Genomic DNA, 12,538 nt, shown 5'->3' on the forward strand with positions numbered 1-12,538 from the left:
TCATCCTCCCCCCTTCAATGAGGCTGTTCTAACTACCGCCTCAAGCAGCTCATCGATGCTGCCTGTCTTATTTGTATATTCCAGCTCCGGCCGCCTGACCATTATTACTGGTATACCCACATCGGCACAGGCCAAAAGCTTTTGGGGAGTACCCCCTTGCGCGCCGCTGTCCTTTGCAACCATAACGGCAGCCTTGCAGTGCTTAAGCATTTCAATATTCATCTCCGGGCTGAATGGGCCCTTAGCTGCAATTATTGAAGACGCGTCAAGCCCCGCCTGCTCGCACCTTAAAATTACCTCACTCTGCGGAAGCACCCTTGCAAACAGCCTTTTTTTAGAATTTCTTATTGTTCGCGCAAACACCTCTATATTATTGCTGCCCACTGTGAGAAATACATTCCCGTCAAACTCATCAGCCTTTTGAGCCGCTTTGTGAAAATCCCCCGCCCATATTATATTTTTGTCTTGTGAAAGGGTACAAGCTCTTTCAAATCTATAGTACGGGACATTTGCAAGCCTGCACGCGCTTATTGCATTTGAGGATGCCTCAGCCGCATAGGGATGGGATGCATCCACAACGCATTTAGCACCCGTTTCCTCAACAAGCCGTGCCATTTCCCCGGCACAGAGCCTGCCGTCCAGCACCGAAACACCCCCGCCCGTCTCTATAAGACTGCCTCCGAAGTCCGTTGCCACCGTAGCCGTAACCCGTATTCCCTTACGCGCAAGCCCCTCTATAATTTGTCTGGCATCGGATGTGCCCGCTATAACAATTACATGCTGCATACCCTTATACAAAGCCCCTTTCCAATTGTTTATTATATCCGGCAGAAAGGATTTTACCATGCCGCTTACAGAACATACCCCCTTGGGGTTATCATCCTGCCGTTTTCGACATAGGTCGCGGAATTGCCTATTATCACTGTGGAAAACATATCGATATCAAAATTAAGCATACCTTCAAGAGACGCTATCTCACAGCCCTCATTCTTCCTTCCCGCGTTTCTCACAATTCCCACTGGTGTTTCAGGCCTTCTGTATTCCATAGCAATGTCCCTTGCAATGCCTATATACCCGCTTCTTTTTTTGCTCCTTGGGTTATACAGGCAAAGAACAAAATCCCCCTGCAGTGCAAGCCTTATCCTTTTGCATATCAGTTCCCAAGGCGTTAAAAGATCACTTAGGCTGATAACGGCAAAATCATGCATAAGAGGCGCGCCCAAAAGTGAGGCTGCAGCGCTTGCGGCAGTTACTCCCGGAATGATTTCAACGGGTATCTGGCTTCCCGATTCGTTAAGCACCTGAAGCATTATCCCGGCCATACCGTAAATTCCGCTGTCCCCGCTGCTCACCAGAGCCGTCTTGAGGCCGCTCCTCGCTTTTTCAAGCGCCAGCCTGCACCTCTGTACCTCTCTTGTCATACCCGAGCTTGCAAACTCCTTTTCCGGGAAGTAATCCCGGATCAGCTCAATGTATGCGCCGTAGCCCACAACGATATCCGCCGCCTCTATAGCCTTTGCCGCCCTGTATGTCATGTTTGCCATATCTCCGGGCCCAATGCCCACTATATATATTTTCCCCATATCACGGCTCCTGTCCGCTGTTTTTCAAAGATTCCGCCAGGCATCTGAAATATACCTTCATATCCTCATTGCAGGCATTGTCCCTGACATTGTATATAAACCGGTTTATTATATCGCCCACAATACCGTTTACTGCCGCTCTTACCATTTCCTTATCCTCATTGCCGGCCTGCTTCAGCCTTCCGATTACCCCTTCAATTTTGGCCTCAGCCGACTGCTGTACAAGCTCACGGATATGCTTAACCTCCGTAAGCACGCTTCTGAACTCATACCATTTTTCATACTCTTCCACAAATTCCCTTATAATGTTTCCGGCCTTGGAAGCCTCCTCAATTCTCCTGTCAAGGTTTTTGACGGAAATGCATTTAAGGCTGTCTATATTATAGCAGCTTATTCCCTCCACCTCTCCAATCAGCTCATCCATATCCCGTGGTACAGCCATATCTATAAACACCCTTTGCTTTAATACGGTAATATTTTTCTCCACCATGTCCTTGGTCAGGGTATAATGAGGACTGGAGGTGGAGCTTATAACAATGTCGCACTCATTTAACACCGAGTATCTTTTATCATAGTCAATGGCTATAACTCCCGGCATTTGCCCCAGTATGCCCCTGCTTGTGCCATGCGCTCTGGTGGTGGCATAGATTTTGCCCACGCCTTTGGAAAGCAGGTTTTTAAATGCTATAAAGCCCATCTTGCCCGTTCCTATGACAAGGGCGCATTTACTCGAAAGGCCCTCTTTGAAAGACTCCTCCAAAAGCTTGGCCGCTAAAGATCCTATTGATAGCGACTCATGCGACAGCCCCGTGTTTGTCTTTACCTCTTTGGCAGCCGTTATGGCTTCTCTGAAAAGGGTGTTGAGTATGCTTGAGCTTGTGCGGGCCTCAAGCGCGATATCGTGGGCTTCCTTGACCTGCCCGAGAATCTGATCCTCTCCCAGCACCATGGAGTCAAGGCCGCTTGCCACATTAAAAAGATGTTCCGCGGCCTTAACCCCTCCGTAAACATAGAAATACTTCTTCAACTCATATATGTCAAGCTCCTTTATACGGCACAGGGCATTCTGGGCTTGTCCGACATCAAAATCCTCCACCTGGGAATATATGTATATTTCAGTCCTGTTACAGGTAGAAAGCAGAATACATTCCTCTACCCCCCGGAGCTTAAAAACATGCTTCAGGGCCTGTATTCTCTCATTCTTATTAAAGCTGAGAAGCTCGCGTGTCTGTATTGGAGTGGTCTTATAGTTTATTCCTGTGACATAAATATTCATATTAAGTATTCCCTCTCCTCCCGGCAAAGCGCAAGCGTTATTCCGCTGTAGACAGTCTTGCCGCATATCAGCTCCCCCGACCTGCACGCAAGCCTTGCACACGGCTCCGCGACACCCGCCACTCCTGTTTTTTCCCTTACGAATTCCGAACCGTGGAATTCATCCTCTATCTGTGCTATGTCGCTATTAGGTATTACCTTCATTTCCAAACCGTTATCCCTGCAAAACTCCTCAAGGCATCCTTCATTCTTCTTTAGCTCTATGGTTGCAAGGCATTTTAACGACAGCATACTCCTTTTATTGCGGTTCATAAAAGCCCTGACAGCCTCTTTAAAAGCCTCCCTTGTAGTTCCCTTTTTACAGCCCGCGCCCAGCACAAGGCTTCTCGGCCTTATATAAAGGGTTCTCTCACCCCGGGCTTCGATATCGGTGCGGCTGGACAGCACAACCATATTGGAGGGATACTCCCCACCGCCGGGCTTGTACATTTTGATGCAGGAAGGAAAATCCCCCTTTAACGTATACTCTGAGTACATTGACACCTGCTCGCCCCTCAAAAGAGCCGCGCTGATTGGCTTAAGCTGCTCTGTATTCTCTATTGCGCAGTCATTTTGCACCGCAAAAGCGTCTAACGAAATCAGTCCGTTTATATCGGTTGCCGTGGTTATTACGGGAACTGCTCCCGTTTCTTCAGACAGCCTGCGCGCAAGCATATTGGCTCCCCCAACATGCCCCGACAAAAGGCTTATGGCATATCTGCATTTTTCGTCCATTACCACCACCGCCGGATCCCGGGCCTTGTCAATGATGTACGGAGCTATTGATCTCACAACAATTCCACATGCCATTATAAACACAAGTCCGTCGTAATGCCGGAACAGGTATCCCGTAAACGCCTTAAAATCCCCCTCAATCATCCTTACCTCTATATTTTGTGAGCCTTCGTCCTGTATAAAGGGCAATAGCCCGCTTTTTATAAAAGCACAGGCACCGAGCTGTCTGCTTACCGTAAGCGCCAGTCTGGCCCCATTGGGAGTAAGCGCTACTACTGCGCACTTCATTCGGTTCCCCTCCTGTATTCATGGGTAAAGCCGCTGTCATAAAGCCTTGACAGCTCATATTCATCACCTAGAAAATTCCCCACAGCCAAAAGAGCCGTTTTGTTTATCCCTTCCCTTTTGGCCTTCTCGGCAATGTCATCAACAGTTCCCATAACAATTTTCTGCTCGGGCCACGATGCCTTGTAAACAACAGCAGCAGGGGTATCCCCTCCATACCCCTGCTTTAGTCTCTCTATCAGCTCATCAATCATGCCTATGCTTAAAAATATTATCATTGTTGCATTATGCGCAGCCAGAGAGGCTATGTCCTCCGAAGCAGGAACACCCGTCCGTCCCTCCATACGCGTAAGTATGACGGTCTGTGTCACTCCGGGGAGGGTATACTCCTTTTTTAAGGCCGCCGCCGCGGCAAGGAAGGAGCTTACTCCCGGTATAACCTTGTATTCCATACCCCTTTTGTCCAGCTCGCGCATCTGCTCACGCAGCGCACCATAAACCGATGGATCACCGGTATGCAATCTTACGACGGTCTCTCCGTTTTGATGCCCCTCCGACATAATCGCTATCACTTCCTCCAGTGTCATATACGCGCTGTTGTAAACGACACAGTCGCTTTTAGCAAATTCAAGAACCTCTATGTTTACCAGCGAGCCCGCATATATGGCTATATCGGCCTGAGACAGTATCTTTTTGCCCTTGACGGTTATCAGCTCGGGGTCTCCCGGGCCTGCGCCTATAAAATAAATCATATTATCCTACCCCACCCTTTTTAATTATCATAGTAGTGAAATAGCTCAAATCACTTTGGCACGCAGTGTCAATGCCGAATGTCACAAGCTCGTCGTCAAAGCCGCACCTGCTCACGACAACAGCTCTGTCTGCCATCCCTTCGTCAGTCAGGCAGCCTTTTATCTTATCAAGGCTTTTTGCCGCCTTCATTATTATAATATTATCAAAGCTCTTTAATATATGCCGAAGCTCTGCATCCTCAAAAGCACCCGGTATAACGGCAATGCTTTCGGAGCCTTCCCCCAGGCTTACGCCCGCTCTGGCGGCAGAGGCACAAAACGAAGTAATTCCCGGTATTATCCGGGTATCATAGCCCTGCCGGGATAAGTTTTTGTGCATATACATATATGTGCTGTAAACAGTTGGATCACCAAGAGTAATAAAGGCTATGTCCATGCCGCGATCCAGCGTGTGCTTAAGCTGCGCCGAGGCATCCTCCCAGCTTGCCTCCAAAAGCTTCCCGTTACAGCTCATAGGGAAAACAAGCTCTATTACAGGCTTTTCATCTGCTATAGCTTTGCGGGCTATTGACAGCGCCACACTTTCCTTATCCATTGAAGTCTTTGGCACCGCTATATATTGCACAGCCTCAAGAATTCTCTTTGCCTTAATTGTAATAAGCTCGGGATCTCCCGGGCCCACTCCCACCCCATACAGCTTGCCCTTCATAGCCTACCTCCTTAACACGCCCATTGTTTTATGTCTTTTGAGCCGAAATAATATGCACAGGATTCAAAGCCTGCATAATATGCTTATCACCCGCCGTCCTGCCCCTCGAAACAGAAACGCAGGCTATTTCAATATCAATAAAGCCTCTTTTCTCAAAGCCCTTTACAGCCTCATAAACCGATTCTATCGTTACGGCGCTCACTACCACCCTCATGCTCCTTTTAATGCCGCAAAGCACTTGCAGTATTTCCTCCATTTTACCCGAAGTGCCCCCTATAAATACCCTGTCGGGAGGCGGCAACGCCTTCAGTGCGTTGGGAGCCTCTCCGTGGATCACGTGAATATTCTTAAGCCCGAAGCGCAGTGCATTATCCTTAATAAGCTTAAGCGCAGCAGCCTCCCTTTCTATAGAATATACCCTTCCTCTTTTACATACAATTCCGCATTCAACAGATACCGAGCCTGTCCCCGCTCCTATGTCGTATACCGTATCCGTTTCTCTTATGCGAAGCTTGGACAATGCAATACAGCGCACCTCTTGCTTGGTCATGGGAGTCTCTCCCCTTTTAAGCATGTCGTCGGGTATTCCGTATGTAGCATAATTCCACCCGCCTGCCTGGAAACCCTGTTCTCCGCATTCAATATACATTATAGAAAGAGGCTCAAAGCTCATGCCGGCAATATCCCCCGATGTACCCTCGGTTATCCTCTCATTGGAATAGCTGAGGTTTTCACCCACCACAACCCTGCAATTTGCGAGTCCGTCCCCGACAAGCGTTGTACATATGCCTCCGGGCGTGGAGCTCCCTCCTGTAAAAAGTATTACCTTACGGTTGTTCCTTACCGCATCAATTAACCCATCCTCAGCTCTCCCATGCACGCTTAGAATATGCACGTCATTCCATTCAAGCCCCAGCCTTGCGCAAAGGTACTGAAGCGAGCTGATTCCCGGTATAACCTCTATGCACTCGCCTCCAAGCCTTGCCTTGAGAAATTTTGCGATGCTGAATATACCGGGATCTCCCGATGCCAGAACAGTTATTTTTTTCTTACCCCTGTTGTGAAATATATACCTGCATACAGCATCCAGATCTCCCCCTATTGCAAGCTCTTCCTTTCGGAGCTGTCTGAAGCCCTCGAGGCTTCTTTCTCCCCCTATCAGAACATCACTGCCGCTTATGGCCCGCATGGCGGCGGGAAGAATATAGTCCTCTCCCCCCGGCCCTATCCCAGCTATATAAATCCTATCAGCGTCACTCATAGCCTCTCCCCAATTTATCCAGCATGTCTCTTGCATTTGAATCCATTTCAAGCAATGTCCCGCACCCATCAAACAGAACAGTCCCTACCCTTATTTTATTAAAGGTGTACTGCATACACCGCTCCGAAGCATTTGATACAACCCTCCTAAAGACACCGTTTAAGCCCTCGGAGGCTATAATTGCCATAGCGGCCTCTGTTGTACCGCAGCCATATATCTGTGAAACAACGCCGCAGGAAGCACCCTCCAGTGCCGCATACCCCGCCAAAATCTCCATTCTGGCATCAGCTGTCCTGCTGTGAGTATTAAATATCCCTGCCGAAACCTTCACAAGCTTTCCCATATGTCCTATTATAAGAACACTGTGAGCCTTGCACTCTATAGCCCTGTCAAGCATAAAGCCCACAAAGTTTCCTATTTTAATAATATTGTCCTCTCTAAGGCCCAGCTTGTCCACCCCAAAGTGCTGTCCATAATTTCCAAAGGCATATACAGGGTTTTTTATTCCCCTTGCCGAAAGAACATTAAGCTCGGCGGCAAGCGCTTCCCTCCAAGCATCCTCCGACACAGGCACAACTATGCCCGTAGTTCCCAGTATGGATATTCCCCCTACTATACCCAGCCTCGGGTTGTAAGTGCTTTTGGCAATTTCCTCACCTCCCGGCACGCTTAAAACTATCTCCGCCCCCCGGCCTTCACCCGCAGCCTCCCTTACCGCATTCACAATCATATGCATGGGAACGGGGTTAATGGCGGGGCCTCCCACCTCTGCCTTAAGCCCCGGAAGAGTTACCCTGCCTATTCCCTCACCCGCCTTTATGTTAATACCGCTCTCCCCCATAAGCCTTGCCGTTGCAAATATTTTAAGCCCGGTAGTAACATCGGGGTCGTCACCCCCATCCTTTACAACCGAGCATACCGCCTCTCCGTCCCTTAAGGCCGCATCCCCCACAGCAAGCTCCAATAGCTCTCCCGAAGGGAGCCGTATACACACGCTTTGCGGCACGGCACCCGACACAAGCATCATAACCGCCGCTTTAGAGGCTGCCGCCGCGCACGAACCCGTGGTATATCCCTTTCTTAACTTTTTCCCGTTCACAAGCACATAATCATCCATAAATCGAGATCCCGCTTCCCTTCCTGCACAGCAAAACCCACAACGTACGGAACACCCCCTGTGGTGTTCCGCACCCCGTGGTGTTCAGCCTCCTGCAACGCCGTCATCCCATATACAAAATGGCGTTTATAATGGCTGCCGCCACATTGCTTCCGCCCTTTCGGCCCTCCGATATTATATACGGCACTCCTGCGTTTTTAAGAAGCTGCTTTGATTCAACAACATTCACAAAGCCCACCGGCACACCTACAACAAGGAGGGGCTTTGCCCTTCCCTCTGAAATAAGCTCACAAAGCCTTATGAGTGCGGTGGGAGCATTCCCTATTGCATATACCGCATTCCTGCTATCCTCTGCCGCCCTGTCCATGCACAGCGAAGCCCTTGTAACATCTCTGGCTGCGGCATCCGAGGCTATGGCGGCATCATCCATATAGCACACCGCCTCTCCTCCGTACCTGCCCAGTACCCTTTTATTTATTCCCGACCACACCATCTTAGTGTCGGAAACCACATTGCTTCCAGCCCTCAGCGCATCCATTCCGCTTTCGACTGCCCCGGCGCTTATGCTTAATATATCGGCAAACTCAAAATCAGCGGTTGTGTGTATCACCCTCTTGATTATATTGTCATGCATGGGGGGAAACCTTCTGTCGCCAAGCATTTGGGAAATAATTTCAAAGCTTCTTCTTTCAATATCCGAAGGGCTTACCCTCTCTATTCCTTCCAGCATTTCACACACCCTGTTTACCTTTCAATTTTCAATACCTGTCCTTGCAGCAATCCCCTTTGTAAAAGGATGCTTTACCGCACTGATTTCAGACACATAGTCTGCCAGGCGGATAAGCTCCGCAGGCGCGTTCCTTCCCGTCATTACCAGCTCAAGCCCCTCGGGCTTGCTTGTTATCATCTGTGAAACCCTCGATACGCAAATTGCGTCTATGGATATGCAGGCCATAATTTCATCCAATATTATCATGTCCCACCTACCGCTTGCAGCCTCTTCCTCGGCATACTCCAACAGATCTGTGACCGTTTTTTTCAGTTCCTGCCTTTCGGCCTTGTCCATATTCCATGTAAACTTGTCACATTCCTTTGACCTTGCAAGCTTAAAGCGGGGACTAAAATTTTCAAGAACCGAGACCTCTCCCGTCTCACGGCTTTTCAGAAACTGAACCATAAGCACCTTAAGCCCTCTTCCGTATGCCCTTACTCCAAGGCCGACTGCCGCCGTGGTTTTACCCTTTCCGTCACCTGTATATATGTGTACAAGCCCCTTATCCAATCAAAGCCCTCCCCCCTCACATCATACGGAACGCCCCCCGAGGCGTTCCGCCCCATTAAAAAGACCCTTTAACACAGAGAGTGTCAAAAGGTCTTAAGCAAAGCATACAGCTATTTATTAAAATACTTAAAACACCCTCTATCGCTCGTAGAGTTAATGGTGCATCATACAAGGCAGGTATTCTGACTCAAGGGATCATCACCCTAAAAAGCCCCTTCCCATGCATTAAACAAGGAAATTCAACGCACAGTGGGTTTAAGCTTAAGGACTTCCCCTTTACAGCGGCGGGACCGTGAAGGATTTTCACCCTCTTCCCTTTTATTTTGCCCACTTTCAATATGCCAATGAGCAAAAACCTGTATAATCTTTATTCATTTTTTTTACAGCAAACTATATATAGCAATATAATAACTATAAAAGCAATGTTTGTAAAGCGTTACCTTTAAAACACAACTTATTTCTTTAAAATGTTCCTGATTCTCGTCGAGGGATCAAGCAGCAAGCTTAAGGACTGATCGTGGTTTAATGTGTCTATAAGCAACGCTATAAATTTAGATACGTCAACATCGCAATACCATGGTGCCTTAAGAAGCTCCTCCCTCCTGTATGTCAGGTTTGTGGAGAATATCTTTGTAATAATGCCTTTATCGTAATAATCGTTAAACATGTCTATTCCTTCGGTAAACATTGCAAAGGTTACAGCCACATATATCCTTCTCGCCTTCCTCTGCTTAAGCTCTCTTGCCACGTCAAGAACGGAATCCCCCGACGATATAAGGTCGTCCACTATAAGCACATCCTTGCCCTCAACCGAATCACCCAAAAATTCATGCTTTACTATAGGGTTCTTTCCGTTAACGATCCTGGTCAGATCCCTGCGTTTGTAAAACATGCCCAGATTCAAACCCATTATATTGGCATAATATATATTTCTGTTTATTCCGCCCTCATCAGGACTTATAACCATCATACTATCCCTGTCTACCTTAAGATCGGTTTCAGATTTTAAAAGCGCCTTAATTATCTGATAGGTGGGCAGAATATTTTCAAAGCCCTTTATTGGTATTGCATTCTGCACCTTGGGATCATGCGCATCAAAAGTAAGAATATTTTCAACACCAAGCTGTTCCAGTTCCTGAAGTGCGATGGCACAGTCAAGTGATTCCCTTGAAACCCTTTTGTGCTGCCGTCCCTGATACAGAAGAGGCATTACAAGATTTATTCTTTTTGCCTTTCCCCCTACCGCCGAAATAACCCTCTTGATATCCTGAAAGTGGTCATCGGGGCTCATTGGGCAGTCCATTCCGAACATGTTGAATTTACAGCTATAATTTCCTATATCACTTATTATATATAAATCGTAGCCCCTTATAGACTCATTTATAACAGCCTTGCCTTCTCCCGACTTAAATCTAAGGCAATCCGCCGATATAAGGTACGACTCCCTTTTATAGTGAGCGCTTAAATGCTTATTGCCCTCCAATTCCAACACTTCATTCCTTTTTTCCACAATGTGCCTGTTTACCATATTGCCCAGCTCGTGACTGCTCTTCATTGATATAATCCCCAGCGGGCCCACAGGCGAAATAAGCATTTGTTCACTACAATCAGTTGTAGACATTATCATTCCTCCGATATGTATTAATATTATACCTCTGCTCTCAACAGAACAGCCGTCCATCCTGCCGCATAAATATTATAATATTTATTGAGCATTAAGTAAATTCAATATATTTACATATTTAATAGTGACAGATTAAACAATATCCATTTTCATTCTATAATCATCCATAAAAAATCCTTCCCCAATGTCCGTCACAACTTCTTCGGCAACATAGAAGCCCATTTTATGATATGCCTTGATTGAATCTGTATTTTTTTTGTGTACGGTGAGCCATATATATTTATGGCATTGATTTTTGCATATTTCCGACAGCATATTTATAATTTTTCGGGATATGCCCCTCCCCCTGAAGTCCTTTTCGACATAGAGCTTGCTTAAAAAAAGCCCCTCCGTGTCATCCGGCTTTACGGCACAATAGCCTATAATTTCGCTTTCATACCTCACAATATAATAGGTGTACCCTCCTTCTGCAATATCCCCCCATATCCTTTGAGCCGTCTGGTACTTATCCAGCATGTACCGCACCTGCGGAAAGCCTACTATGGGTGAATAGTGTTCAGTCCATACCCTTCTTGCAAACCATTCTACAAGTACCATATCCTCTTTTTTGTCCAATATGCTTATTTCAAAATTTTCTTCCATACCCCATCCCTCATTCCCTTTGTAATATTGATACAATACCGCCTTGCTTGGCCAAGCTCTCCTTTTAGCTTCAGCATAAAAAACCAACTACCCATATTCAAAGAAGTCCTGGTATGCATAGCCATTTTAAGCTCCCTCTTTTTTGATTGGGGAAAATATGCCGGTGTAGATTGCGTCGTGCCTAGAAGCTGCACCCATACATCAAGCTCATCCTCCTCGACAAAGTCGTTGACTATTATTTTTAAGCCCTTGCGGCAGGACAGCCTCAAAATTTCCGACTTTACCGCGGGAAGCTCCTTGCTTTGCCTGTAATTTATACTGACTCTTCTCCTGGGCCCCGTTACCGCGTCCATGCTTAAAAGCGACTTCCCCTTAAACATTTTTAAGATTGCTTTTGGTGAAAAGTCTAAGGCTTCGGGATGCTTTTCTATAAAATACAATGCGTTAAGCTCAATATTTGCATACTTTTGCGGACTGATTTTCAAATTATGATCACTGGAATGGCACTGGTGAAAAGCCTCAATCCTGTTGTTTATAATAATCCTAAGTCCGCTTTTATACAGGCGGTAGCCAAGCTCAACATCCTCAATGCCCCACCCCTTGAAGCCTTCGTCAAAGCCTCCGTTTTTATCAAGGTGTTTTTTTAAAACAGCCATATTACAACTGAATGTCTGAAGCCATGGGTGAATGTAGCAGCAAGAGTTATAGGACAAATGCTTGAAAATAATATGTCTTATCTCCAGATTTTCAAAGCTGTTGATTTCAAATTTAGATCCCTTAAAGCATTCCTCCTGTGTCAGCTCTTCATAGGACACCTCCTCGGTCATCATAACCCTGTTTCCTATAACAAGGATATCCTCACTTGCCCTAAAGCACCTGTCAAGCTCCTTAAGATAATTTTCCCTTATTAGCATGTCCCCGTCAATAAAAACAATAATTTCGCCCGCTGCAGCGCTTATACCGGCGTTTCTGGCTCTCGCCCTTGAAGATTTGCTGCTCCTGTGCAGATATATATATTCTATACTATAGTTTGTATTTACACCCTGTATATACTCGCAGGTTCCGTCTGTAGAGCCGTCATCAATAACCACTGCCTCATAGTCCTCTTTAGAATATCCATTTTGCCGGTTTAATGACTGAAGAGTATTTTTTATCAACCTTTTATTCTGATAAGTAGGTATAATAAAGCTAAAGCGCTTCTTCTTATTCATATTCCACCTCTTCAATGCCGTTG

At 46.7% G+C, this 12,538-nt stretch carries 13 protein-coding genes and 1 riboswitch; all 13 genes read right to left on the minus strand.

Annotation, left to right across the window (positions count from 1 at the left end):
* The 13 genes from cobK to DFR58_RS08025 all read right to left on the minus strand — a co-directional run bounded on the left by cobK (nucleotide 1) and on the right by DFR58_RS08025 (nucleotide 12,515).
* Nucleotides 1–846 (minus strand): precorrin-6A reductase, encoded by an 846-nt coding sequence (gene cobK / locus DFR58_RS07965; protein ID WP_114297284.1) that lies wholly within the window; start codon nucleotides 844–846, stop codon nucleotides 1–3.
* A 5-nt stretch (nucleotides 847–851) separates the two neighbouring features.
* Nucleotides 852–1,583, minus strand: coding sequence for a precorrin-3B C(17)-methyltransferase (gene cobJ, locus DFR58_RS07970; RefSeq protein ID WP_114297285.1), 732 nt, complete (start codon nucleotides 1,581–1,583; stop codon nucleotides 852–854).
* A 1-nt stretch (nucleotide 1,584) separates the two neighbouring features.
* On the minus strand, nucleotides 1,585–2,859 hold the full coding sequence (gene hemA, locus DFR58_RS07975; protein ID WP_170138079.1) for a glutamyl-tRNA reductase: 1,275 nt from the start codon (nucleotides 2,857–2,859) through the stop codon (nucleotides 1,585–1,587).
* Nucleotides 2,856–3,920 carry a cobalt-precorrin 5A hydrolase gene (locus DFR58_RS07980; RefSeq protein WP_114297287.1) on the minus strand — a complete coding sequence of 355 codons (1,065 nt, stop codon included), beginning with the start codon at nucleotides 3,918–3,920 and terminating at the stop codon, nucleotides 2,856–2,858. The genes hemA and DFR58_RS07980 overlap by 4 nt, the downstream gene beginning before the upstream one ends.
* Complete coding sequence (gene cobM, locus DFR58_RS07985; RefSeq protein ID WP_114297288.1) at nucleotides 3,917–4,669, minus strand: precorrin-4 C(11)-methyltransferase; 753 nt, start codon at nucleotides 4,667–4,669, stop codon at nucleotides 3,917–3,919. The genes DFR58_RS07980 and cobM overlap by 4 nt, the downstream gene beginning before the upstream one ends.
* 1 nt (nucleotide 4,670) lies before the next feature.
* Nucleotides 4,671–5,378, minus strand: coding sequence for a precorrin-2 C(20)-methyltransferase (cobI, locus tag DFR58_RS07990; protein WP_114297289.1), 708 nt, complete (start codon nucleotides 5,376–5,378; stop codon nucleotides 4,671–4,673).
* Between the two features lie 28 nt (nucleotides 5,379–5,406).
* Entirely contained in the window at nucleotides 5,407–6,639 is a 1,233-nt protein-coding gene (cbiE, locus tag DFR58_RS07995; RefSeq protein ID WP_170138080.1) for a precorrin-6y C5,15-methyltransferase (decarboxylating) subunit CbiE, read from the minus strand.
* Complete coding sequence (gene cbiD / locus DFR58_RS08000; RefSeq protein WP_114297291.1) at nucleotides 6,632–7,756, minus strand: cobalt-precorrin-5B (C(1))-methyltransferase CbiD; 1,125 nt, start codon at nucleotides 7,754–7,756, stop codon at nucleotides 6,632–6,634. The genes cbiE and cbiD overlap by 8 nt, the downstream gene beginning before the upstream one ends.
* 103 nt (nucleotides 7,757–7,859) lie before the next feature.
* Nucleotides 7,860–8,486 carry a precorrin-8X methylmutase gene (locus DFR58_RS08005; protein ID WP_114297292.1) on the minus strand — a complete coding sequence of 209 codons (627 nt, stop codon included), beginning with the start codon at nucleotides 8,484–8,486 and terminating at the stop codon, nucleotides 7,860–7,862.
* A gap of 21 nt (nucleotides 8,487–8,507) precedes the next feature.
* Entirely contained in the window at nucleotides 8,508–9,038 is a 531-nt protein-coding gene (locus DFR58_RS08010; protein ID WP_114297293.1) for a cob(I)yrinic acid a,c-diamide adenosyltransferase, read from the minus strand.
* A 155-nt stretch (nucleotides 9,039–9,193) separates the two neighbouring features.
* Nucleotides 9,194–9,412, minus strand: a riboswitch (cobalamin riboswitch).
* An 80-nt stretch (nucleotides 9,413–9,492) separates the two neighbouring features.
* Nucleotides 9,493–10,659, minus strand: coding sequence for a ribose-phosphate pyrophosphokinase (locus DFR58_RS08015; protein ID WP_114297346.1), 1,167 nt, complete (start codon nucleotides 10,657–10,659; stop codon nucleotides 9,493–9,495).
* A gap of 135 nt (nucleotides 10,660–10,794) precedes the next feature.
* Nucleotides 10,795–11,304, minus strand: a complete 510-nt coding sequence (locus DFR58_RS08020) for a GNAT family N-acetyltransferase (RefSeq protein ID WP_114297294.1) — start codon at nucleotides 11,302–11,304, stop codon at nucleotides 10,795–10,797.
* Nucleotides 11,283–12,515: a glycosyltransferase family 2 protein gene (locus DFR58_RS08025; RefSeq protein WP_170138081.1), complete on the minus strand. Its 1,233-nt coding sequence runs from the start codon at nucleotides 12,513–12,515 to the stop codon at nucleotides 11,283–11,285. The genes DFR58_RS08020 and DFR58_RS08025 overlap by 22 nt, the downstream gene beginning before the upstream one ends.
* Nucleotides 12,516–12,538 lie beyond the last annotated feature (23 nt).

This window comes from Anaerobacterium chartisolvens, assembly GCF_003337415.1.
GTDB lineage: Bacteria > Bacillota > Clostridia > Acetivibrionales > DSM-27016 > Anaerobacterium > Anaerobacterium chartisolvens.

What these genes read in the sequence shown, in the direction of transcription:
- cobM (WP_114297288.1), bottom strand. Translation starts at nt 4,669, where the DNA reads ATGATTTATTTTATAGGCGCAGGCCCGGGAGACCCCGAGCTGATAACC.
- cbiD (WP_114297291.1), bottom strand. Translation starts at nt 7,756, where the DNA reads ATGGATGATTATGTGCTTGTGAACGGGAAAAAGTTAAGAAAGGGATAT.
- cobJ (WP_114297285.1), bottom strand. Translation starts at nt 1,583, where the DNA reads ATGGGGAAAATATATATAGTGGGCATTGGGCCCGGAGATATGGCAAAC.
- DFR58_RS08015 (WP_114297346.1), bottom strand. Translation starts at nt 10,659, where the DNA reads ATGTCTACAACTGATTGTAGTGAACAAATGCTTATTTCGCCTGTGGGC.
- DFR58_RS08005 (WP_114297292.1), bottom strand. Translation starts at nt 8,486, where the DNA reads ATGCTGGAAGGAATAGAGAGGGTAAGCCCTTCGGATATTGAAAGAAGA.
- DFR58_RS08020 (WP_114297294.1), bottom strand. Translation starts at nt 11,304, where the DNA reads ATGGAAGAAAATTTTGAAATAAGCATATTGGACAAAAAAGAGGATATG.
- hemA (WP_170138079.1), bottom strand. Translation starts at nt 2,859, where the DNA reads ATGAATATTTATGTCACAGGAATAAACTATAAGACCACTCCAATACAG.
- cbiE (WP_170138080.1), bottom strand. Translation starts at nt 6,639, where the DNA reads ATGAGTGACGCTGATAGGATTTATATAGCTGGGATAGGGCCGGGGGGA.
- cobI (WP_114297289.1), bottom strand. Translation starts at nt 5,378, where the DNA reads ATGAAGGGCAAGCTGTATGGGGTGGGAGTGGGCCCGGGAGATCCCGAG.
- DFR58_RS07980 (WP_114297287.1), bottom strand. Translation starts at nt 3,920, where the DNA reads ATGAAGTGCGCAGTAGTAGCGCTTACTCCCAATGGGGCCAGACTGGCG.
- DFR58_RS08025 (WP_170138081.1), bottom strand. Translation starts at nt 12,515, where the DNA reads ATGAATAAGAAGAAGCGCTTTAGCTTTATTATACCTACTTATCAGAAT.
- cobK (WP_114297284.1), bottom strand. Translation starts at nt 846, where the DNA reads ATGGTAAAATCCTTTCTGCCGGATATAATAAACAATTGGAAAGGGGCT.